Consider the following 26914-nt stretch of genomic DNA (forward strand, 5'->3'; position numbering starts at 1 on the left):
GCGGCGTGGGGCAACGCCGCCCTCGATTCCCCTCATCACCCCCGGATGGCCTCCGCCGGGGCAAGAGGGGTCTGCAGATCCAGCGCGCGCCGCAGGGCACGGGCCAGATCGCCGTCACGGTATGGCTTGGACAGCGTTTCCGCCCGGCTCATCACAGCCCCCAAAACGGCGCCGGGATCGGCGGTGCCGCCGGCGTCGGCAGGCGCGCCGGCCTCCGGTTCCGGCGCAGACGTTCCGTTGGCATAGCCCGAGGCGAACAGCACCCGCAAGGAGGGATGGCGGCGCAAGCCCTCCAGCGCCAGTTCGCGGCCGTTCAGACCGCCGGGCATGACGATGTCGGTGAACAGAAGATCGACCGGCTGGCGGTCCAGCAGGGTCAGCGCCGCCTCGGCGCCATCGGCCTCCAGCACGCGGTATCCCAGAGCCGTAACCGCCTGCACCGCAACCGACCGCACGTCGGCATCGTCATCGACCACGAGCACGGTCTCGCCACGGCCGGCGAAGGCTTCATGGCCGTCCTCCTCGTCGGTAGGCCCGCCATGGGCGGCGTCCATCGCCGCCCGCGGCAGATAGAGACGGAAGGTGGTGCCGCTGCCGGGCTTGCTGTCGATGCCGATCAGACCGCCCGACTGCTTGACGAAGCCATGGATCATGGCAAGGCCGAGACCGGTGCCCTTCCCTGTCTCCTTGGTGGTGAAGAAGGGCTCGAAGGCGCGCTCCAGCACGTCTGGCGGCATGCCGCATCCGCTGTCCGCCACCGACAGCAGGATATAGTCGCCGGCCGCCACCGACATGCCGTTTCCGGTCTGCGGCTCCGCAAACCGGGTGTTCGCCGTGCTGATCCGCAGCGTACCGCCGCCTGGCATGGCATCGCGGGCGTTGATGACCAGGTTCAGCAGGGCCGATTCCGCCTGGGAGCGGTCGACCGAGGCGATCCACAGCGGCTCGGCATCGGCGGACGGCGCCTCGATTGCGATGGCGACACCGCCGCCCAGCGTGCGCTCCATCAGTTCACCCATGCCGGCGACGAGGTCGCCGAGATCCACCGGTTCCGGGTGAAGCTGCTGCCGCCGGGCGAAGGTCAGCAGCCGCCGCGTCATGTCGGAGCAGCGCAGCGCCGCCTGCAGTGCCATCTCGGCCCGGCGCGCCGCCTTGGGATCGTCGGCAAGGCCGGGGACCAGCCGCTCCAGACTGCCGATCACCACCATCAGCATGTTGTTGAAATCATGGGCGATGCCGCCGGTCAGCTGGCCGACCATCTCCATCTTCTGCGCATGGGCCAGCTGCTGCTGGGCCTGGCGCGTCTCGGTCACGTCCATGATGGTGCCGAACAGTTCGGCCGGCCGGCCGTCCTCGTCGCGCACGACCACCGCCTGGTCCAGCAGATGACGCTCGCCGCCGTCCGGTCCGCGCCAGCGATATTCCACCGTGGTCAGCCCGGCATCGTGGATCGACGCCAACTGGCGCATCACGCGGTTGCGGTCGTCCGGATGCAGCCCGGATTCCCAGAAATTCGGATCCTCGATGAAACGGGCGGCGGGACAGCCCAGCACCGTCTCAGTCGTGTCGGACAGGTAGCGGAACGGAATGCCCGGCGTCAGGTCGGCCGTGTAGAGCACGATGGGAAGCTGGCCCAGGATCAGGGCCTGCCGCTCCTCCGACCGGCGCAGCGCCTGTTCGGCCTGCCGCATCTCGCGCCGCACCCGCTCGTTCTCGTCCAGCAGGCGCTGCTTGGCCTCGACCTCGCGCTTGACTTCCTCCGTCTTGCGGTAGAGGTCGACGAAGACCGACACCTTGCATTTCAGGATTTGCGGGTCGACCGGCTTGAACATGTAATCCACGGCGCCGGTGGCATAGCCGCGGAAGATGTGCGTCTCGTCCTTGTTGATGGCGGTCAGGAAGATGATCGGGATATGGCGCGACTTCTCGCGCAGACGGATCAGCCCCGCCGTCTCGTAGCCGTCCATCCCCGGCATGTGCACGTCCAGCAGGATCAGGGCGAAGTCCTGGCGCAGCAGATGCTTCAGCGCCTCCTCTCCCGACCGGGCGAGCACCAGCTGCGCCCCCAGATCCTCCAGCGTCTCCCGCACGGCGAACAGGTTCCGCGGGTCGTCGTCGACGATCAGGATAGCGACGTCCGCCTTGTCGGGCTGCGGGTGTGAGTCGGAGGTCATGGTTCCGCTTTCGCATCCCGCAGCAACGGTGGCCGGCGGTGGCGTCACAGTGGCGGGAGGAACGGCCGCAGGAGCAGCCAGCGCCGCTTCCGCCGTGGTTGCCGCCGGCGGAATCGGATGACGGACGGCGTCCCCGCCGGTCGGCTGAGCGCTGGCGGTGCCGAGCAGCCGCGACCGGCGGGCCGCCGGCACCGGGCTGGCGGCCGACGGGACGAACGGCGCGCGCCGCACCGCGCGAACGGGCTGCAGCTTGCGCCGGGTCATGCCTGCACCCCGCCGCGCGGTTGCTGCCGGTTGTTCTTGGCGGTCCAGATCCGCAGCAGCGACAGCAGATGGTCAATGTCCACCGGCTTGGCGATGTAGTCGGTCGCGCCGGCTTCGATGCACTTGTCGCGGTCGCCCTTCATCGCCTTGGCGGTGACGGCGATCATCGGCAGCGCCCGGAACTCGTCGATGCTGCGGATCGTGCGCATGGTCTCATAGCCGTCCATCTCCGGCATCATGATGTCGACCAGAACCACATCCACGCCGGGGTCGGCGCGCAGCCGCTCGATGCCTTCGCGCCCGCTCTCGGCATGCAGGACCTCGATCTTGTGGGCCTCCATCACGCTGGCCAGCGAGAAAATGTTGCGGATGTCGTCGTCGATCACCAGCACCCGCTTGCCGGCCAGCGACGGGTCGTGCTGGCGCAGATCCAGGATGCTGCGCCGCTTCTCGTCGGGCAGCCGGTCGACGGCGCGGTGCAGGAACAGCGCGGTTTCATCCAGCAGCCCGGCCGGCGAGCGGGCGCTCTTCAGAACCACGGTCTCGGCCAGCCGGCGCAGCCGCGCCTCGTCCTCCGCCGCGATGTCGGCGGCGACATAGATCACCACCGGCATCCAGGCGAGCGTGTCGCGGGTGCGCAGCCATTCGATCAGCTCGAAATCCACCGTCACCGGACCGGGCAGGGTCGGGCTCGACAAATCCAGAACCATGCAGTCGAAGTGGTCGGCGCTCAGCGCCGCCATCGCGGCCTCGATCGAGGTGACGGTGTGCGTCTCCACATCGCCGTTGCCGATCAGGGCGGCGACGCCGCCCGGCTGCGGGCTGTCCTTCTCCACCACCAGAAGCCTTCGGTGGTCGCGCTCGCGGAAGCTCTTGACCCGGTTCAGGGCGTCAAAGATCGCCTCGCGCTCCACCGGCTTTTCCGAATAGTCGAAGGCGCCCATCGCCAGGCCGCGCCGCCGCTCGTCCTTGGCGGAGATGACGTGGACCGGGATGTGCCGGGTCTGCGGGTCCCGCTTCAGCAGATCGAGCAGCGCCCAGCCATCCATGTCCGGCAGCCCGATGTCGAGCAGGACGGCATCCGGCCGGTATTTGCGCGCCAGCGGCAGCGCCGCAGACCCTCCGCTGGACAGGATGGTGCGGAAGCCCTTCTCCCGCGCCAGATCGATCAGGATGGAGGCGAAGGTGTTGTCGTCCTCCACGATCAGCACCACCGGCTCACCGGGGCGCAGGCGTTCGCGGTCGTCGCCGGACGGCTGCTGCATGTCCAGGAGCGCCAGCCCCTCCTGCGGGCCGGAGGCCACCACCGGGCGGGTCGCCGTCTCGGTCCGCTTGGGCAGCAGTGCGGTCGGCGGCATGGCGGCACTGGCCGCGGCGATGACGGGCGTGCCGAGCTGCGTGACCGGTTCGGCAACGATGTCGTAGCTGCGCGGGACGAACAGCGTGAAGGCGCTGCCCCGGCCCGGTGTGCTGGCGACGCGGATCTCGCCGCCCAGCAGACGGGCGATCTCGCGGCTGATCGACAGGCCGAGGCCGGTGCCGCCATATTTGCGGCTGGTGGTGCCGTCGGCCTGCTGGAACGCCTCGAAGATGATGCGCTGCTTGTCCTCGGGGATGCCGATGCCGGTGTCGATCACGGTAAAGGCCAGCACCGAGGATGCGGCGTCCAGCGTCGGATGGGCGGCACTCCAGCCTTCCGTCGCCTGGGCGACCCGGAAGGTGATACCGCCGCTTTCGGTGAACTTGAAGGCATTGGACAGCAGGTTGTTCAGCACCTGGGCCAGCCGCTTCTCGTCGGTCTGGATGCTGGCCGGCAGCGCCTCGTCCATCTCGATGGCGAAGTCCAGCTTCTTCTCCTGCGCCAGCTGCGAGAAGGTGCGTTCCACATGGTTGCGCAGGTCGCCCAGCACGACCTCGCCGATCTCCAGCGTCACGGTGCCGGATTCGATCTTCGACAGATCAAGGATGTCGTTGATCAGGCCCAGCAGATCGGAGCCGGCGGAGTGGATGGTGCGGGCGAATTCCACCTGACGGTCGGACAGGTTGGTGTCGGGGTTGTCGGCCAGCAGTTTCGACAGGATCAGCAGGCTGTTCAGCGGCGTGCGCAGCTCGTGGCTCATGTTGGCCAGGAACTGTGACTTGTATTTGGAGGTCAGGGCAAGCTGTTCGGCCTTCTCCTCCAGCGCCGCCTTGGCGAACACGACCTCGCGGTTCTTGCGCTCCACCTCGATGTTCTGCTTCTCCAGCTGCTCGGCCTTCTCCTCCAGCGCCTCGTTGGTGGTGGTCAGCTTTTCCTGCTGGGCCTTGAGCAGCTCTTCCGACTTGCGCAGCGAGGCGGCCTGCTGTTCCAGCCGCTCGTTGGTGGTCTTCAGCTCCTCCTGCTGACTCTGCAGCTCGGTGGTCAGGCGCTGCGACTGCTTCAGCAGCCCCTCAGTGCGCATGTTGGCGGCGATCGTGTTCAGCACGATGCCGATGCTCTCGGTCAGCTGCTCCAGGAAGCTCTGGTGCGTCTCGCTGAAGCGGCCGAAGCTCGCCAGCTCGATCACCGCCTTCACGTCATCCTCGAACAGCACCGGCAGGACGATGATGTTCAAGGGCGGCGCCTCGCCCAGGCCGGAACTGATGGCGACATAGTCGCGCGGCACGTTGGTCAGCAGGATGCGCTTCTTCTCGTAGGCGCACTGCCCGACCAGGCCTTCCTTCAGGTGGAAGCGGTTGGACAGGTTCTTACGCTCCTTCAACGCGTAGCTGGCGACCAGTTCCAGCAGCGGCTCGTCGCGGTCGCGGGTGGCGACATAGAAGACGCCGTGCTGGGCGTTCACCAGCGGCGCGATCTCCGACAGGATCATGTTGGAGACGGTGACCAGATCGCGTTCGCCCTGCAGCATACGGGTAAACTTGGCGAGGTTGGTCTTGAGCCAATCCTGCTCCGCATTCTTCAGCGTGGTGTCGCGAAGGTTGCGGATCATCTCGTTGATGTTGTCCTTCAGCGCCGCGACCTCGCCCATCGCCTCCACGGTGATGGAGCGGGTCAGGTCGCCCTTGGTCACCGCGGTGGCGACCTCGGCGATGGCGCGGACCTGGGTGGTCAGATTCGCGGCCAGCTGGTTCACGTTCTCGGTCAGGTCCTTCCACAGGCCGGCAGCACCCGGCACGCGGGCCTGACCGCCCAGCTTGCCTTCGATGCCCACCTCGCGCGCCACGTTGGTGACCTGATCGGCGAAGGTCGCCAGCGTGTCGATCATCCCGTTGATGGTGTTGGCCAGCGCCGCGATCTCGCCCTTGGCGTCCACCGCCAGCTTGCGCTTCAGGTCGCCGTCGGCGACCGCGGTGACGACGCTGGCGATGCCGCGCACCTGTCCCGTCAGGTTCGCCGCCATCATGTTCACATTGTCGGTCAGATCCTTCCAGGTGCCGCCGACGCCCTCCACCTTCGCCTGACCGCCCAGCTTGCCTTCAGAGCCCACCTCGCGCGCCACGCGAGTCACCTCGGAGGCGAAGCTGTTCAGCTGGTCCACCATCGTGTTGATGGTCGACTTCAACTCAAAGATTTCGCCCTTCACATCGACGGTGATCTTCTTCGACAAATCGCCCTTCGCGACCGCGGTGGTGACTTCGGCGATGTTGCGGACCTGACCGGTCAGGTTCGCCGCCATCATGTTCACATTGTCGGTCAAATCCTTCCAGGTACCGGCAACGCCCTTCACCTGGGCCTGACCGCCCAGCTTGCCCTCGATACCGACCTCGCGCGCCACGCGGGCGACTTCGGAGGCGAAGCTGTTCAGCTGGTCCACCATCGTGTTGATGGTCGATTTCAGCTCAAGGATCTCACCCTTCACGTCGACGGTGATCTTCTTCGACAAATCGCCGTTTGCGACCGCCGTCGTCACCTCGGCGATGTTGCGGACCTGCCCTGTGAGGTTGGTCGCCATCGCGTTCACGTTGTCGGTCAGATCCTTCCAGGTGCCGCCGACCCCCTTCACCTGGGCCTGACCGCCCAACTTGCCTTCCGAGCCCACCTCGCGCGCAACGCGCGTCACTTCCGAGGCGAAGCTGTTCAGCTGATCCACCATCGTGTTGATGGTGGATTTCAGTTCCAGAATCTCGCCCTTCACGTCGACGGTGATCTTCTTCGACAGGTCGCCATTCGCGACCGCCGTCGTTACCTCCGCGATGTTTCGCACCTGCCCGGTCAGGTTGGTCGCCATCGCGTTCACGCTGTCGGTCAGATCCTTCCAGGTGCCGCCGACGCCCTTCACCTGGGCCTGACCGCCCAGCTTGCCTTCCGAACCCACCTCGCGCGCAACGCGCGTCACCTCCGAGGCGAAGCTGTTCAGCTGGTCCACCATCGTGTTGATGGTGTTTTTCAACTCCAGAATCTCGCCCTTCACCGGCACGGTGATCTTTTTCGACAAATCGCCGTTGGCGACCGCCGTCGTCACATCGGCGATGTTGCGGACCTGACCGGTCAGGTTCGCCGCCATCAGATTCACGCTGTCGGTCAGGTCTTTCCACGTACCGCCGACACCTTCCACCCGTGCCTGACCACCCAGCTTGCCCTCCGAGCCCACCTCGCGCGCAACGCGGGTCACTTCCGAAGCGAAGCTGTTCAACTGGTCCACCATCGTGTTGATGGTCGATTTCAGTTCGAGGATCTCACCCTTAACATCGACGGTGATCTTCTTCGACAGGTCGCCCGTCGCGACCGCGGTGGTCACGTCGGCGATGTTGCGGACCTGACCGGTCAGGTTGGCCGCCATCATGTTCACGCTGTCGGTCAAGTCCTTCCAGGTGCCGCCGACGCCTTCCACCTTCGCCTGACCGCCCAGCTTGCCCTCCGAGCCCACCTCGCGCGCAACGCGCGTCACCTCCGAAGCGAAGCTGTTCAGCTGGTCCACCATCGTGTTGATGGTGGATTTCAGCTCGAGGATCTCGCCCTTCACATCGACGGTGATCTTCTTCGACAGGTCGCCCTTCGCGACCGCGGTGGTGACTTCAGCGATGTTGCGGACCTGGCCGGTCAGGTTTTCCGCCATCATGTTCACATTGTCGGTCAGATCCTTCCAGGTGCCGCCAACACCTTCGACCTTCGCCTGACCGCCCAGCTTGCCCTCCGAGCCCACCTCGCGCGCAACGCGCGTCACTTCCGAGGCGAAGCTGTTCAGCTGGTCCACCATCGTGTTGATGGTCGATTTCAGCTCGAGGATCTCGCCCTTCACGTCGACGGTGATCTTCTTCGACAGGTCGCCCTTGGCGACCGCCGTCGTCACTTCGGCGATGTTGCGGACCTGACCGGTCAGGTTCGCCGCCATCACGTTGACGTTCTCGGTCAGGTCCTTCCAGCTGCCGGCAACGCCCTTGACCTGGGCCTGGCCGCCAAGCTTGCCTTCGATCCCCACTTCGCGCGCCACTCGCGTCAGCTCGGTGGTGACGGTGACCAGCTGGTCCACCATGGTGTTGACGTTGCGGGCGGTGCGCAGGAACTCACCCTGCAGCGGCCGGCCCTCGATCTCCAGCGCCATGGTCTTGGACAGGTCGCCCTTGGCGACCGCGCCGATGACGCGGGCGATTTCCGTCGTCGGCTGGATCATGTCGCCGACCAGCGTGTTGATGCTGTCGACACAGGTTTCCCACCCGCCGGACGCATTGTTCAGCTTGGCGCGCTGGCTGATGCGGCCTTCCTTGCCGATGGCGACGCTGAGTCGGCTGACCTCGGTGGTCAGGTTCTGGTTCAGTTCGACAACGTCATTGAAGGCGGCGGCGATTTCGCCATCGATTCCGGTGAGGTCCAGCGGCAGCCGCACTGAGAATTCACCCTTGCGCAATTGCCGCAAGGCCATCAGCAGAACCTTCGGATCCAACGCGTCCGCCGTCTCGACCATCGCCGTCATGCCGTTCCCCAATCCGCGCGCCGTGCCCACCATGGACCGCGCTCTGCCCATCCCCAGAACCGCTCCACTGCGCGGTCGAAGAAAACATAGGCCAACACAACCGGGATTCCGAACGTCCGCACCGACAGTGTGCGCACTCCATCCTCATCCGGAGCGTGACTGCGCAGTCCTACAGCCCCGCACGATGAAGTAAAGGCTATTCGGGTCAACTTGGCCTTTCGTAGGCACTCCGCCTTCCGGCATAAGGACTATGCCTATAACTTAGGATGAGGTGAGCATTTTCTTGAGCTTGGCCGGCCTTGTCACCGCCTTAACTCAGCTGACCGTCCATTATCAGAAGCTCAGGCTTCGGAACGATTCGATGACGGACATCGTTATGGATCCAGCCATGGCGGGACATTTCGGCGCCGGCCGCCTTCCGCAGGGCAAGACGACCCAACACATCACAGCCTGGGGCTTGGCGATGACTCTTTGGACGTTTTCCATGCAGGCTTCGATGTGCTGCATGCTCTCTTGGATGCGCGCCTGTCAGCAGGGCGCTGCCCTTGCCCATTCCTTTGCCGGAATGCCGCGCCTGCCTCCGCCGCGCCCGCCGGCCGACGTGCTGCCCTTTCCCACACGGCGCATGACGCGTGGTGGTGGTTTCGGTGGTCCGGCCGTGGTGATCCCGCTCGGCCGCCGCTGATCGCGCAACGCGCAGATCCGTTCACGCAGCAGCTCTGTTCACGCAATTGTGTAGACCCTGTGATTTGCCGATGGCCAACCGCCGACCTATGGTTAGTGGCAGGAATGGTCCGTTCGGGAGAGGGTCGATGCTGTTCAAGTTTCCCACCGCGTCGCAGGCACGCGAAGATGAGGTGACGCCGCGGGAGTTGTTCCTGTCGCGCCGCAGCCTGATCGCCGGTGGCGCCGCCGCCATGGCGCTGGGCAGCCTGCCGGGATGGAGCCGCAGCGCGCTGGCAGGCCCCTTCCAGGCGGCAACCACGATCAAGCCGGCCGATCCGAAGTTCGATCCGACGACGCCGATGAAGTCGGCCACCACCTACAACAACTTCTACGAATTCGGCACCGGCAAGAGCGATCCGGCCGAGAATGCAGGCACGCTGAGGACCCGCCCGTGGGAAATCGCCATCGGCGGCGAAGTGGCCAAGCCGATGACCATCGGCATCGAGGATCTGCTGAAGTTTCCGATGGAGGAGCGCGTCTATCGCCTGCGCTGCGTCGAGGGCTGGTCAATGGTGATCCCCTGGGTCGGCTTTTCGCTGGCGGAATTGCTGAAGCGGGTGGAACCGACCGGCAACGCAAAATACGTCGCCTTCCAGACCCTGAACGACCCGAAGCAGATGCCGGGCCTGCGCTCCTGGGTGTTGGACTGGCCCTATACCGAAGGGCTGCGGCTGGATGAGGCGATGAACCCCCTGACCATGCTGGCCGTCGGCATGTATGGCGAGGTGCTGCCCAACCAGAACGGCGCCCCGATCCGGCTGGTGGTGCCGTGGAAATACGGCTTCAAGTCGATCAAATCGATCGTCAAGATCTCGCTGGTGAAGGACCAGCCGGCCACCGCCTGGAACAAGTCGCAGCCGCGTGAGTACGGCTTCTATTCCAACGTCAATCCGGACGTCGACCATCCGCGCTGGAGCCAAGCGACCGAGCGGCGTGTCGGCGAATTCTCGCGCCGCAAGACCCTGCCCTTCAACGGCTATGGCGAAGAGGTCGCGTCGCTCTATGCCGGCATGGACCTGAAGGCGAATTACTGACCATGGCCGCCCCCCTCGCCTCCGCCGGCGGCGTCGATGTGCGCGCCGCCACGAATGCCGCCCTCACCTCGCGCTGGGCCAAGCCCGTCGTCTTCACCCTCGCCCTGGTTCCACTGGTCTGGACCGTCTGGCTCGCCTACAGCGGCGAGCTGGGGGCGGAGCCGGTGCTGGAAAGCGTCAAGGCCAGCGGGCTCTGGGCCTTGCGTTTCCTGCTGATCGCGCTGGCGCTGACACCGCTGCGCATGCTGACGGGGGTGGCCGGGCTGGCACGGTTCCGGCGGATGCTGGGACTGTTCGCCTTCTTCTATGCGCTGGTCCATTTGTCCACCTACGTCGGGTTGGACCAGTTCTTCGATTGGCCGGCGATCTGGAAGGAGATCGTCAAGCGGCCCTATATCACGGTCGGCATGGGGGCCTTCCTGATCCTGACGGCGCTGGCCGCCACCTCCACCGACGGCATGGTGAAGCGGCTGGGCGGCAAGCGCTGGCGTGCCCTGCACAAGGCCGTCTTCGTCGCCGGGCTGGCCGGCTGCTTGCACTTCATCATGCTGGTGAAGGGATGGCAGACGGCGCCGCTCGTCTATGCGCTGATCTGTATCGGGCTGCTCGCCTTCCGCCGCTGGCCGATCCGGCTCGGGCAGCGGAAGGACGGGCGGCGGAAGGAGGCCCCGGTCAGAACACGGCCCGCAGCAGCCCCACGGTCCGGCGAAGCGCCAGCACCGCACTTTCCGGATGGAAGCTCCCCCGTTCGTCGCAGTTGAATCCGTGGCCGGCCGGATAGACATGCACCGGCACCCACGGATAGCGGGCCTTCACCCCCTCGGCGACCGACAGCGGGATGGCGTGGTCCTGCTCGCCGAAATGCAGCAGGGTCGGCACCCGCGGTGCACTGTCCAGCGACTTGCCGATCTCGCCGCCGTAATAGCCGATGGCGGCGCGCACCGGCAGCGCCGCTGCGGAAGCCCAGGCGATGCTGCCGCCCCAGCAATAGCCGACGATGGCCGCAGACCCGTCACCGCCGAGATGGGCCAGCGCCGCAGCGACGTCCTGCAAGGCGTCTGCGGTTGCCACTGCCCCCTTCAGCGCGATGCCCCGCTGAATGCCTGCATCGTCATAAGGCAGTTCGACTCCGCGCTCGGCCCGGTCGAACAGGTCGGGCGCCACCGTGGTGAAACCCTGCTGGGCGAAGCCGTCGCAGACACTGCGGATGTGATGGTTGATACCGAAGATTTCCGGAGCCACGATCAGGCGCCCGATCTCCTCGCCCTTGGCCGGCGCGCGATAGGCGCGCATCCGGTGGCCGTCCGCCGCCGTGAGTTCGATCCAGCCGGCAGTCGTTGCGTTACTCATGTCCTGAACCCTCTTCCTTGCGGGACCGCTCCCGGATCGTCCGGGCGGTGGTTGCGGACAATCATAAGGGTCCGAAACGTCAGGGCAACTGGCGACAGGGCAGCGCAAGGCTTCCTTCGACATATCCCCCTTCCCTTCGCGGCGGGGAATCGCTTCGTCACCCTATGGAGCGCGTCCGCCGAAACGGACCTCAGGCCGCGCGGATGCCGGCCAGGAAGGTCTCGATCTCCCGCCGCAGATCCGCCGCCTGGCGGGTCAGGCCGGTGGAGGCGTCGAGCACCTGCGATGCCGCCTGCCCGGTCTGTGCGGCGGCCTCATGCACCTGGGCGATGTTGCCGCTGACCTCGCCGGTGCCCTGGGCCGCCTGTTGGACGTTGCGGGAAATCTCCGCCGTGGTGGCGCTCTGCTCTTCGATGGCGGCGGCGATGGTCGCAGCGATCTCGTTCATTGCGCCGATGGTTCCGCCAATCTCCTCGATGGCGCTGACCATCCCCCGGGTGGCGTTCTGGACGCTGTCGATCTGGGCGGAGATATCCTCCGTCGCCTTGGCTGTCTGGTTGGCCAATTGCTTCACTTCGCTGGCGACGACGGCGAAGCCCTTGCCGGCCTCCCCCGCACGCGCGGCTTCGATGGTGGCGTTCAGCGCCAGCAAGTTGGTTCTGGCTGGCGATGGACTGGATCAGCTTCACCACCTCGCCGATGCGCGCGACCTCTCCGGCCAGATTGCGGACGGATCCGGTGGTGTCCTGCGCCTCCCGCACCGCACGGGCGGCAACGCTATTGGAGCGGGAGACCTGCTCGCCGATCTCGTGGATCGACGCCGTCATCTCCTCGGTCGCGGAGGCAACCGTCTGCACGTTCACCGAGGTCTGCTCCGCCGCCGCGGTGGAGGCTGAGGCCTGCCGGCTGGTCTCCTCCGCCAGCGCCGCCATCGACCCGGCGGTGTCGCTCAACTGGGCGGAGGCGCCGGAGACGCTGCTGAGGATGGCCGACACGGTGCGGTCGAAGCCCTGCACCATCCGTTCGACCACGGCGGTGCGCTTCTCACGGGCCGCGCGCTGGGCTTCCTGATCGGCTTCCAGCCGCACGCGCTCCATGGCACTTTCCTTCAGCACCTGGATGGCCCGCGCCATGGCGCCGATCTCGTCCGGCTGCTTGGAATAGGCAATGTCGACGCCTATGTCACCATCGGCCAACCGAACCACGGTGGAGGTCAGCGATCCCAGCCGCCGCGTCACCTGCACCGACAGCATTATCAGCACGATGCCGAAGGTGATGCACACCGCGGCCAGAACCAGGCCGGCCAGGATTAACTGTGTCCAGGCTTCGGTGATGCTTTCCTCGTTCAACTGATGGGCCACGGCAAGCGCCCCATCGCGCATCACCAGGACGTTGTTCAGCATCGGCGTCACCCAGGGACGCCAGTCAGCCAGCGCGACCGGCGGCGGCGCGCCCTTCCGCGCCGCGTCGATCACGCTTTGGAAGCGCTGCTCGCCCTCCGTCATCATGGTGGAGCGCACATGGTCCAGCGCCTTGGTCAGTTCCGGCGGATTGCCAAGATTCAGCACCGCCTGCTGCATCATCTGCCACAGGACGGCAACCTTGCCCGTCATCTCCGTGGCGGCCTGCAAGCGGTCCAGCCCGAACGCCATGCCGGCGACGAACAGCCCGACCGACGCGGAGCGGGTGCCGCCGATGTCGCGCATGTCCTGCGCCAGACGCGCCAGATTGACATGCCCGAACAGGTCGGAACTGTTGACGATGGTGGATCGGTAAGTGTCGTCGATCGCCTTGCCGACGCTCTGGTTGGCTGCCGTGATGGCGTCCACGGTGGTTGCCGCGATGGTCGCCGGGCGGGCGGTTTTGGCCTGCTCCGCCGCCTGCCGGGCTGCCATCCGGGCGGCTTTCATCTGGCTCGCAGCGTTCAGGATCGGGCCGGCGGACAGACCGGCGGCCTCGATCCGCACCCGGGCCTTCTCAATGGCGGCGTCGGAGACCGCGACGGCATCGTCCAGCGGCTTGGCGGTGGCGGCCTCCAGCGGCTTCTCGCTGTCGAACGCCACCGCCCAGCGCCCACGCTCGCTCGCCAGCAAAGGGCCGATCTGCAAAGTCGCTTCGAAGGCATAGAGCGAGCGTTCGGTCCGGTGGCGCTGCTGCAAGGCCCCGACCGCGTCCCATGCGAGGACAACAGCCATGCAGATCGGGAAGGCGGCAATCAGGATATTCGCGCACAGAATTTTCGTACGAATATTCATGCGTATCCCCCAAGGAGGCTCACTCCGGATTCTGCTGTGTCCGGTAGCCATCGGGAGTTTAAATATGTTTCGTCGCCCGGTCACTTAGGGGACATCCGTACACCGGCGTGACCGGTTCCCGGCCTGCACCGCTCCGCGCCTATTTCCCGCCGGGACCCGAATGCGGTACGCAGTATGTACAGTTGTTGTGTGCTAAATATATATGATATTCCCTTGTTAGGGAATATTCATTCATGTAGCGTGACCCGAGCCGTCCAACGCCGGAACAAGCGTCGGCCGCAACGTGCCGAAGGCGGCGAACCAACCCAACCCATTCAAGAAACACCGGGCATCAACCGATGAAATGGCTGAAATCGCTTCTCGTCGCCGGCCTTATGCAGGTCGCCGCCGTCTCTGCCGCCCACGCTCAGGCCGACCTGGACCGCATCAAGGCCGATGGCGTGCTGAAGATCGGCACGGAGGGGACCTACGCCCCCTTCACCTACCATGACGCCTCGGGCGCGCTCGTCGGCTTCGATGTGGAGATCGGGCGCGAGATCGCCAAGCGCATCGGCGTGAAGGCCGAGTTCCTCGAAGGCAAGTGGGATGGGCTGATCGCCGGCCTGGACGCCCGCCGCTACGACGCCGTCATCAATCAGGTCGGCATCACCGAAGCACGCAAGGCCAAGTACGATTTCTCCGACCCCTACATCACCAGCCGCGCCGTGCTGATCGTGAAGGGCGACAACAGCGCGATCAAAGGCTTCGCAGACCTGAAGGGCAAGAAGTCGGCCCAGTCGCTGACAAGCAACTTCGGCAAGCTGGCCGAGGCGTCCGGTGCGCAGCTGGTCGGCACCGACGGTTTCGACCAGTCGATCCAGCTGGTCCTGAACGGCCGGGCCGATGCGACGGTCAACGACAGCCTGTCCTTCCTGGATTTCAAGAAGCACAAGCCCGACGCCAACGTGAAGATCGCCGCGACCCAGGACAATGCCGACCAGTCCGGCATCATCGTCCGCAAGGGCGAGGCCAAGCTGGTCTCCGCCATCAACGAGGCGTTGACCGCCATGAAGGCCGACGGCACCTATGCGACGATTTCGCAGAAGTATTTCGGCGCCGACGTTTCCAAGTGACGTTTTCAGACTAGTTTCCCGTCTCACGTCAACGCCCGCCACAATGCCCCCAGCCCCATCCGGGCCGGGGGCATTGTCGTTCCATCTTCACGAGAGGCACCTTCCCCGTGCTGCACTGGCTTACCCTGATGGCGGACTCGCTTCCGTCGCTGCTGTGGGCGGCGCTGGTCTTCACCGTTCCGCTGACGCTGGCCTCCTTCGCGTTCGGCTTGGTCGTCGGGCTGGCGGCGGCGGTGGTCCGGCTGTTCGGGCCGGCTCCGCTGGCCGCCATCGTCCGCTTCTATGTCTGGATCATCCGCGGCACGCCGCTGCTGGTGCAGTTGTTCCTGATCTTCTACGGCCTGCCCAGCGCCGGCATCGTGCTGGACGCCTTTCCGGCGGCGCTGATCGGCTTCACACTAAATGTCGGCGCCTACACCTCCGAGATCATCCGCGCCGTCATCGGATCGGTGCCGAAGGGCCAGTGGGAGGCCGCCTATTCCATCGGCATGAGCTGGTCGCAGGCGATGCGCCGTACCATCCTGCCGCAGGCCGCCCGCGTCGCCGTGCCGCCGCTGTCCAACAGCTTCATCTCGCTGGTGAAGGACACCTCGCTCGCCGCTGCCATCACCGTGCCGGAGCTGTTCCAGGCCGCCCAGCGCATCGTCGCCACCAGCTACGAACCTCTGATCCTCTATGTGGAGGCGGCGCTGATCTATCTCGCGCTCAGCTCCGTGCTGTCGGCGTTGCAGGTCCGGCTGGAAAAGCGGCTCAACCAGTATGGCGGTTTTCTGGAGGCCAAGTCGTGATCCGGCTGTCGAACATCGAAAAGCGCTTCGGCGACCTCACTGTGCTGAAGGGCGTGTCGGTCACCGTGGCCGAAGGTCGCGTCACCGCCCTGATCGGTCCGTCCGGCGGTGGCAAAAGCACGCTTTTGCGCTGCATCAACCTGCTGGAAATCCCGACCTCCGGCAGCGTGCGCATCGGCGAGGAGGAGCTGTCCTTCCAGCCCGGCGGCAAGCCTGGATGGAAGGACATCCAGCGGCTGCGCCGGCAGACCGGCATGGTGTTCCAGAACTTCCAGCTTTTCCCGCACCGCACCGCGGTCGAGAATGTGATGGAAGGTCTGGTGACCGTGCAGAAATGGCCGGCGGAGAAGGCGCGCGACCGCGCCATGGCACTGCTGCGCAAGGTCGGCATGGACCACAAGGCCGATGCCTGGCCGGCGACCCTGTCGGGTGGGCAGCAGCAACGCGTCGCCATCGCCCGCGCCCTTGCCCCGTCGCCACGCGTCCTGCTGTGCGACGAGCCGACCTCGGCCCTCGACCCCGAGCTGTCGGGCGAGGTGGTGGAGGTGCTCGGCACCTTGGCGGCCGAGGGCACCACCATGGTGATGGCGACCCATGACCTGCGCCTCGCCTCGCGCATCGCACACGAGGTGGTGTTCCTCGACGCCGGGCAGGTGGTAGAATCCGGACCGTCGCAGACGCTGTTCACCCATCCGACCCGCGAACGCACCCAGCGCTTCATTGCCACCCTGACCCAGCAGGGACAGCAGGGCGAGGGCGTTTGAGCTTTGCCTTCGGGCATCTCGGGATGGCGGTGCAGGCGTAATTCGACAGTGGAATGCCCCTACACCGCCTTCCACGATGACAGTTCAGAAGATGTTCGGACCAAATCCGCAGCTGAGTGTTCATGACCACTCAGGAGAGTGATAGCATCAGCTGGTCTACAGTGGTGACCCATACTGAAAACGTCTGGCCTTATACGTACTATAACCAAAGATACTTTATATCTGGTCGCAGGATTATAACGGATTTTACCACTTATTCGCCGAATCTGTGAAAATGCCTCACTATTGCCCCAGCTGTCTTGACCATCTTGGCGCCGCATCAAAACCGCTAAGGATACGGACCAATGGCCACGACCTCCGGGAACTCGACCATCACGGTGAGCGCGAAGGGCACCCTCGACGCGCATTTCAACCTGCTGGTCGACGGCAAGAAGATCGGTGAGGGCACCACGGATGCCACGGCCAAGGATTTCGTCTTCAAGACGGACATCGTCGAGGGCCAGGGTCACAAGGTGCAGGTCCAGTACGACAATGATGGCATCTTTCACGGGACCGACCGCAACCTGATCGTCAACGAGATCACGATCAACGGCAAGTCGGTCCTGCCGACCGACGACCATGTCACCTATGACAAGGGTGCCCTGGACGGCCGCGACGTCGCCGACGGTCAGGCCGGCATGTGGTGGAACGGCACGCTGGTCGTCGATGCCGACAAGAGCTATTTCCCCACCTCCAGCGTGACGCCTCCCACCATTCCGCCGGTCAGCGAAGTGCCGTCGACCGACCCGACGCCGTCCACCCCGGCGCCGACCGTGCCGAAGCCGACCGATCCGGGATTCTATGTCGCCACCAACGGCAAGGACAGCTGGTCGGGCAAGCTGGCCGCCCCGAATGCCGACGGCACCGACGGCCCGTTCGCCTCGCTGCAGAAGGCGCAGGCCGCGATGCGCGCCGACCCCAATATCGACACCACCTACATCCGCGGCGGCGACTATCACCAGAACGGGATGTGGCTGGACGGCCAGGATTCCGGCGTGACCTTCACCAGCTACGGCAGCGAGAAGGCGGTGATCCACGGCGGCTCCAACGCCACGGTTTCCTTCGGCCTCGGCGGCGCCAAGAACGTCACCATCGAAGGCCTGACCTTCGCCGATGGCGTCGTGGGCGGCCACTATGTCTTCGCCGACAACGCGTCCGGCCTGACCTTCGCCAACAATGCGGTCAAGGGCGGCGGCTACGGCATCACGGTGCAGAACAGCGCCGACAGCAAGGTCGTCGGCAACCAGTTCGACAGCACCGGTGCTGAGGCCATCTTCGTCAAGGCCGGCTCCAACTCAACGGTCGTCTCCGACAACCACATCACCCACCCGAACGCCGCCGACCGCGGCGATGCCGGCATCTGGATCAACGGCAGCTCGGACGTGCAGGTCACTCACAATCTGGTCGAGGATTCGCCGGAGAAGGCCATCGCCGTCGGTTCGGTCCAGACGGACGGCAGCGATGCCACCCACCGGGTCACCATCGCCAACAACAAGGTGGTCGACGCCAATCTGGAGTCCAACGACGGCGGCGGCATCTACCTGATCAACCGCCAGCAGGATTTGACCGACCACACCGTCATCAACAACGAGGTGACAGGCACCACCGCGACCAACCCGTCGGGCGATGTCGCCAGTTGGGGCATCTATCTGGACGACTGGACCAGCGGCGCCACGGTGAAGGGCAACATCGTCCACGGCAACATCGGCGGCGTGTTCCTGCATGGCGGCTGGGACAACAAGGTCACCGAGAATGTGATCGCCGACAACAGCGGCGCCCAGATCGGCCTTCAGCAGCCGGTCGCCTGGAGCGGCTGGCAGGGCCACCAGATGAGCGGCAACGACATCTCCGGCAACGTCGTCGATGTCCGTGACGGCACCGCCGTCCACATCTACGGCCCGGCCGATGTCGGCAACATCCACAACAACTTCTACAGCAACCTCGACACTTCCAAGGACATGTTCGACGTCTGGCCGCAGGTGATGTCGGGCGGCGGCAAGGGCGATCTGGCGGAATGGAAGGCCGCCGGCTACGACAACGGTTCGGTGCAGCTGGACCCGAGCTTCGTCAATCCGGGTGCGCACGATTTCAGCCTGGCATCGGACTCCGCGGTGTATGGGCTGGGCTTCGACCATATCCCGACCCACGACATCGGGTTGCTAGGCTGATCGCAGCCGGTCGCTTCCGAGCATAACGATCCGATCAAGCGCGGTCCTTCGGGGCCGCGCTTTTTTCTTGCCGACTTTGTGGCCGACACCGGGCAGCAGTCCGCCGAATCGATTGGGGACACCCTTGAATGCGTCGCGCTCTCCATCTATCTACCATCCACACGGATGGTGAATGGATGGCGTAGCGATGGGCGAAATTGAACAGAGCGTGAAACCGAGGACCGGCGACAGCGAGAAGATCACGATCAATCTCGGCTATATCGACCTCGGCCACATCGACCTGCTGGTCGAAGAAGGCTTTTATTCCAACCGCACCGACTTCATCCGCACCGCCATCCGCAATCAGGTCGACCGGCACGCCGATGTCGTCCGACAGACGGTGGCACGCAAAAGCGTCGATCTCGGCCTGCGCCACTTCACCCGAGCGGATCTCGAAGCGGCTCAGGCGGCGGGACAGATGCTGGAAATCCGTGTCCTCGGACTCGCCACCATCGCCCAGGACGTGACCCCCGAACTGGCCCGCTCCACCATCTCCTCGCTGAGCGTGCTGGGCGCGCTGCATGCGCCCACCGCGGTCAAGGCGGCCCTCGCCGACCGCATCCGCTGAAAGTCTTTCGGCTCGGGCCACCGCCTGTGCCCGCTGCGAACCAGGAAAGTATGGACATGCGCCACACCAATCCATCCGGCATGCTTCCCGGCATGGCCGAAGCCGCCCGCCTGACCCGGGCCGGCAAGCTCGACGAGGCGACGACCCTCCTCCAGCGCCTGCTGCGGGGGGAAGGCAAGGGCGAGACGGCACCGGTGTCTGCACCGGACACAACCGCCGCCGGGGCCACCCTGGAGGGGGAGTTCGTAAGGCTCGACCCGACGCCATCGGCAAAGGACGCCGGCCCGCCGCCCGCCAACGGCAGTGCGAGGCAAAGGTCCGGAGCCAAGCCGCGCACCGGACTGGGCGAGACCCTGCGCGGCCTCGCCGCCCGCTTCACCCCGAACGGTCTTCATGGCGGCGCCCCGCGTCCGGCACCCGACCCACTGCCGGACGGGGCATCCTTCGCAACGCTTTCCTACAGCGGACCGGCCGGGACACGGGCCTACAAGCTCTATGTGCCGGCCGCGGCAGGCGACGGACCGCGCCCGCTGGTGGTGATGCTGCACGGTTGCACCCAATCGCCCGACGATTTCTCCGCCGGGACCCGAATGAACGCCTTTGCCGAGCGGCATGGCATCCTCGTCGCCTATCCCGAGCAGCCGGCTTCGGCCAACGCACAGCGCTGCTGGAACTGGTTCAAGCCTGAAGACCAGCGGCGCGACCAGGGCGAACCGTCGCTGCTTGCCGGCATCACGCGACAGATCATGCGAGACCATCGGGTCGATCCGGAACGGGTCTACATCGCCGGACTATCGGCCGGCGGTGCAGCGGCAGCGACCATGGCGGTGGCCTATCCGGACCTCTACGCCGCAGTCGGCGTGCATTCCGGCCTGCCGGCCGGTGCCGCGCAGGATTTGCCGTCCGCCCTCGCCGCGATGCACCAGGGCGGCAGCCGAAGCCCGCGGGTGGCGATGCGGGGTGACCGCAGGGTGCCCACCATCGTCTTTCACGGCGACCGCGACCATGTCGTCCATCCCAGCAACGGCGACGGCGTTGTCGCGCAGACGACCGGTGGAACTCCTCTGCAATCGGAGGCGCGGCAGGGCCAAGCACCGGGCGGCCACGTCTTCAGCCGCAACATCCTCCGTGCCCCCGATGGCCGGACCCAGTGCGAGCACTGGACGATCCATGGCGCCGGGCACGCCTGGGCCGGCGGCAGCCCATCCGGCTCCTATACCGACCCGAGCGGTCCGGACGCGTCGGCGGAAATGCTGCGCTTTTTCCTGGAGCATCGGCTAGAGACGCCCCCGCGCTGAGCAGCGTCGCAACCGATACAGCCACCAACGCGATGCAGAGACCGGGGTCAGCCCCGGTCCTTCACCGCGCCGATCAGGAACTCCTTGTTTCCTTCCGGCCCGGTGATCGGGCTTTCGGTGATGTCCAGCACCCGCCAGCCGGGCAGCGCATCCAGCCAGCCACGGATACGGTCGCAAACCTCCTGGTGCAGTTCGGGTTCGCGCACGACGCCGCCCTTGCCGACGCGGCCTTTGCCGACCTCGAACTGCGGCTTGATCAGGGCAACCAGCCGCCCGCCCGGCACCACCAGATCGAGCGCGGCCGGCAGCACGATCTCCAGCCCGATGAAGCTGGCGTCGCACACCACGAGGTCGATGGGGTCGGGGATTTCGGCGGCGGTCAGGTGGCGGGCATTGGTCTTTTCCAGAACCGCCACGCGCGGGTCGGTGCGCAGCTTCCAGGCCAACTGGCCGTGGCCGACATCGACGGCATAAACCTTTGTGGCTCCGCGGGTCAGCAGCACATCGGTGAAGCCGCCGGTGGAGGCGCCGACATCGACCGCGGTCAGGCCGGTGGGGTCGATGGCGAAGACATCCAGCCCTTTGACCAGCTTCAGCCCACCGCGCGACACCCAGGGATGGTCCTGTCCCTTCACCGCCAGCGGGGCCTCCGCCGCGATCTGGTCGCCAGCCTTGTCGATGCGCCTGGTATCGGAATAGACCAGCCCGGCCAGGATCAGCGCCTGCGCCTTGGCACGGCTTTCCGCCAGCCCGCGCTCCACCAGCGCCACATCAACCCTCACCCGTGCCATGCCGCCGCCCTTCGCAATCCCGCAATGGCGCATTCCTGACGCGGAACGGCCGGAAGGGCAAGCCCCGCCTCCCGGAAGGCACGTCGGACACCCAATCAGGCGAAGGTCAGGCGGGCGGGAACTCCACCACCACGCGCGTGCCGTAGGGGCTGCTGTCCGCCGTCAGTTTGCCGCGCAGCTGGCCGACAAAGGCACGAACCACCTTCAACCCCAGCGTGGTCGCACGGGACAGGTCGAGGCCGGGCGGCAGGCCGGCGCCGCGGTCGACCACCTCCAGCCGGATGCTGCCCCCGTCGCCGCGGCCAAGCCGCACGTCGATGGCTCCGGGCGTGCCGGCGGGAAAGGCATGGCGCGCCGCGTTGCTGACAAGCTCGCTGACGATCAGGCTGAAGGGAATGACCGCCTCGGCCGGCATTTCGGTGGCGTCGGCAGTGACCTGAACGCGGTGGGTACCGGGCAGCGTCGCCTCAAGCTCCTGGCACAGCTCGCGCAGATGGGCCGCCATGTCGATGGTGGCGGCGCGCAGGGAGCCATGGGTGCGCTGATGGGCTTGGGTGACGATGCCGACGCGGCCACCGGCGCTCTGCAAGGCCCGCCGCACCTCCGGATCCTTGCTGGACAAGGTCTGAAGGGTCAGCAGGCTGGAGACCAGCTGCAAGGTGTTCTTCAGGCGGTGGCTGACGTCGCGCAGGCGTCGGTCATGCTCGGCCACCGACTCCGGCGTTTCCTCCGCTGTGACGATCAGGCCGCGGACGACGCCGTTGACGCCCAGCATCGGGGTGACGCGGACATCCCAGAAGCGTTCCCCCTCGGTCGAGCGGTCGCCGGCGGCGCGGTGGCGCTGGGGCTGTGCGGTCCGCCGCGCCTCGGCGAGCATGGAGGCGGCCAGGGCCGGGAAGCGCTCGGTCAGGCTGGTCCCAGCAACAACGCCCAGCGCCCGGAACGCGGCATTGGCAAAGGCGCAGCGATCGCCATCTCCTTCCACCAAAGCGGTGGGCGTCGGCGTCTGATCCAGCAGACAGCGTAGCATCGCAGGATCGTCGATGCCGGCACCACCGGCCGCAACGTCGGTGCCGACCACCCGTTCCGCTCCCGGATCGGCGCCGAACTCCGCGTTACGGAATGCCGTGACCGCCATGATATGCGCCATCGCCCCTGACCCCGTAGCCATCCTGCCGTTGGCTCGTCCCTCCGGTGTCGGCGGGCTACCATTTCAGCCTGGATAGTGTAAGGCGTGGCTTGCGCTCCGCACCAGCCCAACAACCCGAAACCTTGCTAGACAAATGGCATTACGACGTTCGGAAGGCGTAACACCATTGAAGGTCACGCGCGGGCGGCAGCGCTCTCGATTCCCAACGCCTGCAGCGCCGTATGGACAATGTGCTGGGCGCTCAGGCCGGCGGTCTCATACTGCTTGGCCGGCGAGTCGTGGTCGAGATAGACATCGGGTAGAACCATCGGCCGGATTTTCAGCCCGCCGTCGAGCAACCCGCTCGTGGCCAGGAATTGCAGCACGAAGCTGCCGAATCCACCGACCGACCCCTCCTCGATGGTGATCAGAACCTCATGCCCCAGGGCAAGGCGGCGGACCATATCCTCGTCCAGCGGCTTGGCGAAGCGGGCATCGGCCAGCGTCGTCGACAGGCCGCGCGCCGCCAGCTCCGCCGCCGCGCGCCGGGCTTCGCCCAACCGGGTGCCGTAGCTGAGGATGGCGATCTTGGTGCCTTCCTGAAGAATGCGGCCCTTGCCGATTGGCAGGATGCTGCCGCGGTCAGGCAGTTCCAGCCCCACACCCTCGCCGCGCGGATAGCGCAGGGCCGAGGCGCGGTCGTCGATGGCGGCCTGGGTCGCCACCATGTGCATCAACTCCAGCTCGTCCGCCGCCGCCATCAGGACGATGTCGGGCAGGCAGCCGAGATAGGCGGTGTCGAACGACCCGGCATGGGTCGCCCCGTCGGCGCCCACCAGACCGGCGCGGTCCAGCGCGAAGCGCACCGGGAGATGCTGCAGCACGACGTCATGGATGACCTGATCGTAAGCGCGCTGGAGGAAGGTGGAATAGATGGCGCAGAAGGGCTTGAACCCCTCCGTCGCCATGCCGGCGGCGAAGGTCACTGCATGCTGTTCGGCAATGCCGACGTCGAAGCAGCGGTCGGGGAAGCGCTCCCCGAACAGGTCCAGCCCGGTGCCCGACGGCATGGCGGCGGTGATGCCGACGATGCTCGGATCGACGGCTGCCTCGGCGATCAGGCTCTGGGCGAAGACGCGGGTGTAGGTCGGGGCGTTCGACTTCGGCTTGGACTGGGCGCCGGTCACCACGTCGAACTTGGCGACGGCGTGCAGCTTGTCGGCTGACTCCTCCGCCGGGCCGTATCCCTTGCCCTTCTTGGTGACGACATGGATCAGCACCGGCTTGTCGTCGTCGGCATCGCGGACGTTCTGAAGCACCGGCAGCAGATGGTCCAGATTGTGCCCGTCGATGGGACCGATGTAGTAGAAGCCCAGTTCCTCGAACAGGGTGCCGCCGGTGACCATGCCGCGGGCATATTCCTCCGCCCGGCGGGCGGCGTTGCGCAGCGGGCGCGGCAACTGGTCGGCGATCTCCTTCGCCAGATGGCGCAGGGACAGGTAGGGCTTGGACGAGATCAGCCGCGACAGATAGGCGCTCATCGCACCGACTGGCGGGGCGATGGACATGTCGTTGTCGTTGAGGATGACGATCAGACGCGACTTGGTCGAGGCGGCGTTGTTCATCGCCTCGTACGCCATGCCGGCGCTCATCGAGCCGTCGCCGATGACGGCGATGACGTTGCGTCGCTCGCCCTTGATCTTGCTGGCGACCGCCATGCCGAGGCCGGCGGAGATGGAGGTGGAGCTGTGACCGGCGCCGAACGGATCGTATTCGCTCTCCGACCGCTTGGTGAAGCCGCTGAGGCCCCCGCCCATGCGGAGCGTGCGGATGCGGTCGCGCCGACCGGTCAGGATCTTGTGCGGATAACACTGGTGCCCGACGTCCCAGATGAGCCGGTCGTAGGGCGTGTCGAACACGTAATGCAGCGCCGCCGTCAGCTCGACCACCCCCAGCCCGGCGCCGAGATGCCCGCCGGTCACCGAAACGGCGTCCACCGTCTCGGTGCGCAACTCGTCTGCGAACTGGCGGAGCTGCTCGGGCTTGAGAGCCCGCAGCTTGGCTGGCGTCGGACAAAGGTCGAGCAGCGGGGTCTTGGTGGCGGTCACGTCGTGATGGTCCTCAAAGCTCTGGTCAGGCGCGGCGCGCGACGACGAAGTCGGCGACGGCCTTCAACATATCGGCACGCCCATCGAAAATGTCCAAGTGCTGCGAAGCCTGATTGGCAAGCATTTCCGCCTGGGCACGGGCGCGGTCGCGGCCGAGGATCGACACGAAGGTCGCCTTGCCCGCCTGGGCGTCGCGGCCGACGGTCTTGCCGGTCTCCTCCGCCGTGCCTTCCACATCGAGCAGATCGTCGACGATCTGGAAGGCGAGGCCGAGATCGTGGGCATAGGCACGCAGGGCGGTGCGCTGCGGCGGGTTCGCCTTGCCCAGGATGCCGCCGGCCTCGCAGGAGAAGGCGATCATCTCGCCGGTCTTCATGCGTTGCAGCCGGGTGGTGGTCCCCAGGTCGAACGTCTCATGCTCCGCGATCAGGTCCAGCATCTGGCCGCCGACCATGCCGTGGCCGCCGGCCGCCTTGGCCAGCGCCGTCACCAGCTGGCAGCGGATGTTGGGGTCTTCGTGCGTCGCCGGATCGGCCAACACCTCGAAGGCGAGCGTCAGCAGCCCGTCGCCGGCCAGGATGGCGGTCGCCTCGTCGAACTGGCGGTGGCAGGTCGGCCGGCCGCGCCGCAACTCGCCATCGTCCATCGCCGGCAGGTCGTCGTGGACCAGCGAATAGCTGTGGACCATCTCCACCGCCGCCGCGGCGCGGATGGCGCAGTCCGGGTTCACCCCGAACAGGGCGGAGGACTGCATCACCAGGAAGGGGCGCAGCCGCTTGCCGCCATTCAGGCAGCCATAGCGCATGGCGTCGAACACACGCGCCTCAGCCAGATCGGTGGTCGGCAGCAGGGCGCCGATCTTCATCTCGACGGCCTGGGCGATCTCCGCCATGGCGGACTTCAAATCGGATTGGGGAATGGTCTGCACGTCAGTCGATCCGGGCGGGTTCGGTGCCGATGGAGCCGTCGGCGCTTACGGTGATGCGGTCGATCTTGGCCTGCGCCTCGCGCAGTTTCATCTCGCAATGACGCTTCAGCGCCGTGCCCCGCTCGTAGGAGGAGATGGCATCGTCCAGCTTGCCGCGACCTTCCTCAAGCTGGCGAACGATCCGCTCCAGTTCGGCGAGCGCATCCTCGAAACTGAGGGCGGCGATGTCGGGCGGAATGGGAACAGAAGCGGCGGAAGGGGGCATGTCGGGCAGAACCATCGATGGAACCTCAAGCCCGCGAAGGTATGCCCCGCCCTCGTCGGGCGCAAGGCCCGAGGCACTCCCGTACCCCGGCCCTTGCGGACTATGTTCGGCCGCTGGGCAGCCTATGCGTTCGGGCAGAGCTACCCCTTTCGGGAGACAAAGCCTGCCGTCCCATGGGGAACGCTCCGGTCAGCAGTACATCAGTTCCCGCACATGGGCCGCACTCGCCGAGGCCAGGGCGCGAAGGTTGTAGCCCCCCTCCAGCACCGAGACGATGCGTGCGCCGCAATGGGTGCGGGCCAGTTCGCCCAGCTTGCGCGTGGCCCAGACGAAATCGTCGTCGATCAGGTGCAGGCCGGCCAGCGGATCGCGCGAATGGGCGTCGAACCCGGCCGAAATGATCAGCAGGTCGGGCTTGAAATGGTCGATGGCCGGCAGGATGACGTGCGTCATCGCGTGGCGGAACTCGGGCGATCCCGCCATGGCAGGCAGCGGCGCGTTGACGCAGTTGCCGTACTCGCCCTTCTCGCCGGCATCGCCGGTGCCGGGATAGAGCGGCGACTGGTGGGTCGAGCAATAGAGCATGTCGGGATCGAACTGCAGGATGTCCTGCGTGCCGTTGCCGTGATGGACGTCGAAGTCCATCACCGCCACGCGCTGCAACCCATGGACGGCGCGGGCATGGAAGGCGCCGACGGCGGCGTTGTTGAACAGGCAGAATCCCATCGCCTTCTCCCGCTCCGCATGGTGGCCGGGCGGGCGGACGGCGCAGAAGGCGTTGCGCGACTGGCCGGTCGCCACCGCATCGACCGCGGCGCAGACGGCGCCGGCCGCGCGCAGCGCCGCCTCCCCCGATCCGGGCGAGACGACCGTGTCGGCATCGACGCCCGCATGCTCCACATCGGGGATCAGGGACAGCACGCGGTCGATGTGCGACTGCGGATGCGCCCGCAGAAGCTGTTCAACCGTGGCGCGCGGCGCCTCCTGCCGTTCCAGCATGTGGAACTCCTCCGTCTCCAGTGCGGCGAGCACGGCGCGCAGGCGGTCGGAGCATTCGGGATGACCGAGACCCGTGTCGTGCTCCAGGCACGCCGGGTGGGTGAACAGGGTGGTGAACATCGATTTTTCGGTCGTTATCGTTGGTTTTCGGGCGGTAAAGGCGGCGTTTCCGAAAACCATTCTTCCCGCATCGCTAATGAAAGTACAGGCTGAATCCAGGACGA

At 66.2% G+C, this 26914-nt stretch carries 19 protein-coding genes and 1 pseudogene; 9 read left to right on the forward strand and 11 right to left on the reverse strand.

The window, feature by feature from the left end:
- Positions 1-35: 35 nt before the first annotated feature.
- Together ACWPN8_RS27050 and ACWPN8_RS27055 are read right to left on the reverse strand one after the other, a co-directional pair.
- A complete protein-coding gene (locus ACWPN8_RS27050) occupies positions 36-2438 on the reverse strand; it encodes a response regulator (protein WP_492242999.1) in 2403 nt (800 codons plus the stop codon).
- The gene (locus ACWPN8_RS27055; protein WP_211099165.1) at positions 2435-8362 is read right to left on the reverse strand and encodes a HAMP domain-containing protein; all 5928 of its coding nucleotides are present in this window, start codon (positions 8360-8362) and stop codon (positions 2435-2437) included. Before ACWPN8_RS27055 ends, ACWPN8_RS27050 begins: the two co-directional genes overlap by 4 nt.
- Positions 8363-8600: 238 nt before the next feature.
- Between ACWPN8_RS27055 and ACWPN8_RS27060 the strand changes: the two genes are divergently transcribed.
- The 3 genes from ACWPN8_RS27060 to msrQ all read left to right on the forward strand — a co-directional run bounded on the left by ACWPN8_RS27060 (position 8601) and on the right by msrQ (position 10850).
- On the forward strand, positions 8601-9014 hold the full coding sequence (locus tag ACWPN8_RS27060; RefSeq protein WP_492243000.1) for a hypothetical protein: 414 nt from the start codon (positions 8601-8603) through the stop codon (positions 9012-9014).
- Positions 9015-9141: 127 nt separating this feature from the next.
- A complete protein-coding gene (msrP, locus tag ACWPN8_RS27065; RefSeq protein ID WP_492243001.1) occupies positions 9142-10089 on the forward strand; it encodes a protein-methionine-sulfoxide reductase catalytic subunit MsrP in 948 nt (315 codons plus the stop codon).
- Between the two features lie 2 nt (positions 10090-10091).
- Positions 10092-10850 carry a protein-methionine-sulfoxide reductase heme-binding subunit MsrQ gene (gene msrQ / locus ACWPN8_RS27070; protein ID WP_492243002.1) on the forward strand — a complete coding sequence of 253 codons (759 nt, stop codon included), beginning with the start codon at positions 10092-10094 and terminating at the stop codon, positions 10848-10850.
- On the opposite strand, the gene ACWPN8_RS27075 is transcribed toward msrQ, so the two are convergent.
- From ACWPN8_RS27075 to ACWPN8_RS27085, 3 genes and pseudogenes are all read right to left on the reverse strand, one after another.
- Entirely contained in the window at positions 10762-11439 is a 678-nt protein-coding gene (locus tag ACWPN8_RS27075; protein WP_492243003.1) for a dienelactone hydrolase family protein, read from the reverse strand. The two genes, msrQ and ACWPN8_RS27075, sit on opposite strands and share 89 nt — an antisense overlap.
- Before the next feature lie 190 nt (positions 11440-11629).
- Positions 11630-12091: a methyl-accepting chemotaxis protein gene (locus ACWPN8_RS27080; RefSeq protein WP_492243004.1), complete on the reverse strand. Its 462-nt coding sequence runs from the start codon at positions 12089-12091 to the stop codon at positions 11630-11632.
- Between the two features lie 511 nt (positions 12092-12602).
- Positions 12603-13745: pseudogene (locus tag ACWPN8_RS27085) on the reverse strand (methyl-accepting chemotaxis protein); the annotation flags it as partial.
- Positions 13746-14032: 287 nt separating this feature from the next.
- Here ACWPN8_RS27085 and ACWPN8_RS27090 point away from each other — a divergent pair.
- The 6 genes from ACWPN8_RS27090 to ACWPN8_RS27115 all read left to right on the forward strand — a co-directional run bounded on the left by ACWPN8_RS27090 (position 14033) and on the right by ACWPN8_RS27115 (position 20470).
- Positions 14033-14806, forward strand: coding sequence for an amino acid ABC transporter substrate-binding protein (locus ACWPN8_RS27090; protein ID WP_423320013.1), 774 nt, complete (start codon positions 14033-14035; stop codon positions 14804-14806).
- A 107-nt stretch (positions 14807-14913) separates the two neighbouring features.
- On the forward strand, positions 14914-15594 hold the full coding sequence (locus tag ACWPN8_RS27095; protein WP_492243005.1) for an amino acid ABC transporter permease: 681 nt from the start codon (positions 14914-14916) through the stop codon (positions 15592-15594).
- Positions 15591-16358 (forward strand): amino acid ABC transporter ATP-binding protein, encoded by a 768-nt coding sequence (locus ACWPN8_RS27100; RefSeq protein WP_492243006.1) that lies wholly within the window; start codon positions 15591-15593, stop codon positions 16356-16358. The genes ACWPN8_RS27095 and ACWPN8_RS27100 overlap by 4 nt, the downstream gene beginning before the upstream one ends.
- 344 nt (positions 16359-16702) lie before the next feature.
- Positions 16703-18565, forward strand: coding sequence for a right-handed parallel beta-helix repeat-containing protein (locus ACWPN8_RS27105; protein WP_492243007.1), 1863 nt, complete (start codon positions 16703-16705; stop codon positions 18563-18565).
- A 208-nt stretch (positions 18566-18773) separates the two neighbouring features.
- Entirely contained in the window at positions 18774-19172 is a 399-nt protein-coding gene (locus ACWPN8_RS27110) for a CopG family transcriptional regulator (RefSeq protein WP_492243008.1), read from the forward strand.
- A gap of 56 nt (positions 19173-19228) precedes the next feature.
- Entirely contained in the window at positions 19229-20470 is a 1242-nt protein-coding gene (locus ACWPN8_RS27115) for an extracellular catalytic domain type 1 short-chain-length polyhydroxyalkanoate depolymerase (RefSeq protein WP_492243009.1), read from the forward strand.
- 47 nt (positions 20471-20517) lie between these two features.
- On the opposite strand, the gene ACWPN8_RS27120 is transcribed toward ACWPN8_RS27115, so the two are convergent.
- The 6 genes from ACWPN8_RS27120 to ACWPN8_RS27145 form a co-directional block, all read right to left on the reverse strand.
- Complete coding sequence (locus tag ACWPN8_RS27120) at positions 20518-21261, reverse strand: TlyA family RNA methyltransferase (RefSeq protein ID WP_492243010.1); 744 nt, start codon at positions 21259-21261, stop codon at positions 20518-20520.
- 106 nt (positions 21262-21367) lie between these two features.
- The gene (locus ACWPN8_RS27125) at positions 21368-22411 is read right to left on the reverse strand and encodes a sensor histidine kinase (protein ID WP_492243011.1); all 1044 of its coding nucleotides are present in this window, start codon (positions 22409-22411) and stop codon (positions 21368-21370) included.
- Between the two features lie 173 nt (positions 22412-22584).
- Positions 22585-24498 (reverse strand): 1-deoxy-D-xylulose-5-phosphate synthase, encoded by a 1914-nt coding sequence (gene dxs, locus ACWPN8_RS27130; protein WP_109448695.1) that lies wholly within the window; start codon positions 24496-24498, stop codon positions 22585-22587.
- A gap of 25 nt (positions 24499-24523) precedes the next feature.
- Entirely contained in the window at positions 24524-25390 is an 867-nt protein-coding gene (locus ACWPN8_RS27135; RefSeq protein WP_109452966.1) for a polyprenyl synthetase family protein, read from the reverse strand.
- Between the two features lie 37 nt (positions 25391-25427).
- The gene (locus ACWPN8_RS27140; RefSeq protein ID WP_109448697.1) at positions 25428-25706 is read right to left on the reverse strand and encodes an exodeoxyribonuclease VII small subunit; all 279 of its coding nucleotides are present in this window, start codon (positions 25704-25706) and stop codon (positions 25428-25430) included.
- Between the two features lie 174 nt (positions 25707-25880).
- Positions 25881-26810, reverse strand: a complete 930-nt coding sequence (locus ACWPN8_RS27145; RefSeq protein WP_085086121.1) for a histone deacetylase family protein — start codon at positions 26808-26810, stop codon at positions 25881-25883.
- Positions 26811-26914 lie beyond the last annotated feature (104 nt).

Source organism: Azospirillum sp. UENF 112521, assembly GCF_058780665.1.

What these genes read in the sequence shown, in the direction of transcription:
- ACWPN8_RS27120 (WP_492243010.1), bottom strand. Translation starts at nt 21,261, where the DNA reads ATGGCACGGGTGAGGGTTGATGTGGCGCTGGTGGAGCGCGGGCTGGCG.
- msrQ (WP_492243002.1), top strand. Translation starts at nt 10,092, where the DNA reads ATGGCCGCCCCCCTCGCCTCCGCCGGCGGCGTCGATGTGCGCGCCGCC.
- msrP (WP_492243001.1), top strand. Translation starts at nt 9,142, where the DNA reads ATGCTGTTCAAGTTTCCCACCGCGTCGCAGGCACGCGAAGATGAGGTG.
- ACWPN8_RS27115 (WP_492243009.1), top strand. Translation starts at nt 19,229, where the DNA reads ATGCGCCACACCAATCCATCCGGCATGCTTCCCGGCATGGCCGAAGCC.
- ACWPN8_RS27145 (WP_085086121.1), bottom strand. Translation starts at nt 26,810, where the DNA reads ATGTTCACCACCCTGTTCACCCACCCGGCGTGCCTGGAGCACGACACG.
- ACWPN8_RS27140 (WP_109448697.1), bottom strand. Translation starts at nt 25,706, where the DNA reads ATGGTTCTGCCCGACATGCCCCCTTCCGCCGCTTCTGTTCCCATTCCG.
- ACWPN8_RS27075 (WP_492243003.1), bottom strand. Translation starts at nt 11,439, where the DNA reads ATGAGTAACGCAACGACTGCCGGCTGGATCGAACTCACGGCGGCGGAC.
- ACWPN8_RS27050 (WP_492242999.1), bottom strand. Translation starts at nt 2,438, where the DNA reads ATGACCCGGCGCAAGCTGCAGCCCGTTCGCGCGGTGCGGCGCGCGCCG.
- ACWPN8_RS27105 (WP_492243007.1), top strand. Translation starts at nt 16,703, where the DNA reads ATGGCCACGACCTCCGGGAACTCGACCATCACGGTGAGCGCGAAGGGC.
- ACWPN8_RS27055 (WP_211099165.1), bottom strand. Translation starts at nt 8,362, where the DNA reads ATGGTGGGCACGGCGCGCGGATTGGGGAACGGCATGACGGCGATGGTC.
- ACWPN8_RS27090 (WP_423320013.1), top strand. Translation starts at nt 14,033, where the DNA reads ATGAAATGGCTGAAATCGCTTCTCGTCGCCGGCCTTATGCAGGTCGCC.
- ACWPN8_RS27125 (WP_492243011.1), bottom strand. Translation starts at nt 22,411, where the DNA reads ATGGCGCATATCATGGCGGTCACGGCATTCCGTAACGCGGAGTTCGGC.
- ACWPN8_RS27135 (WP_109452966.1), bottom strand. Translation starts at nt 25,390, where the DNA reads ATGGCGGAGATCGCCCAGGCCGTCGAGATGAAGATCGGCGCCCTGCTG.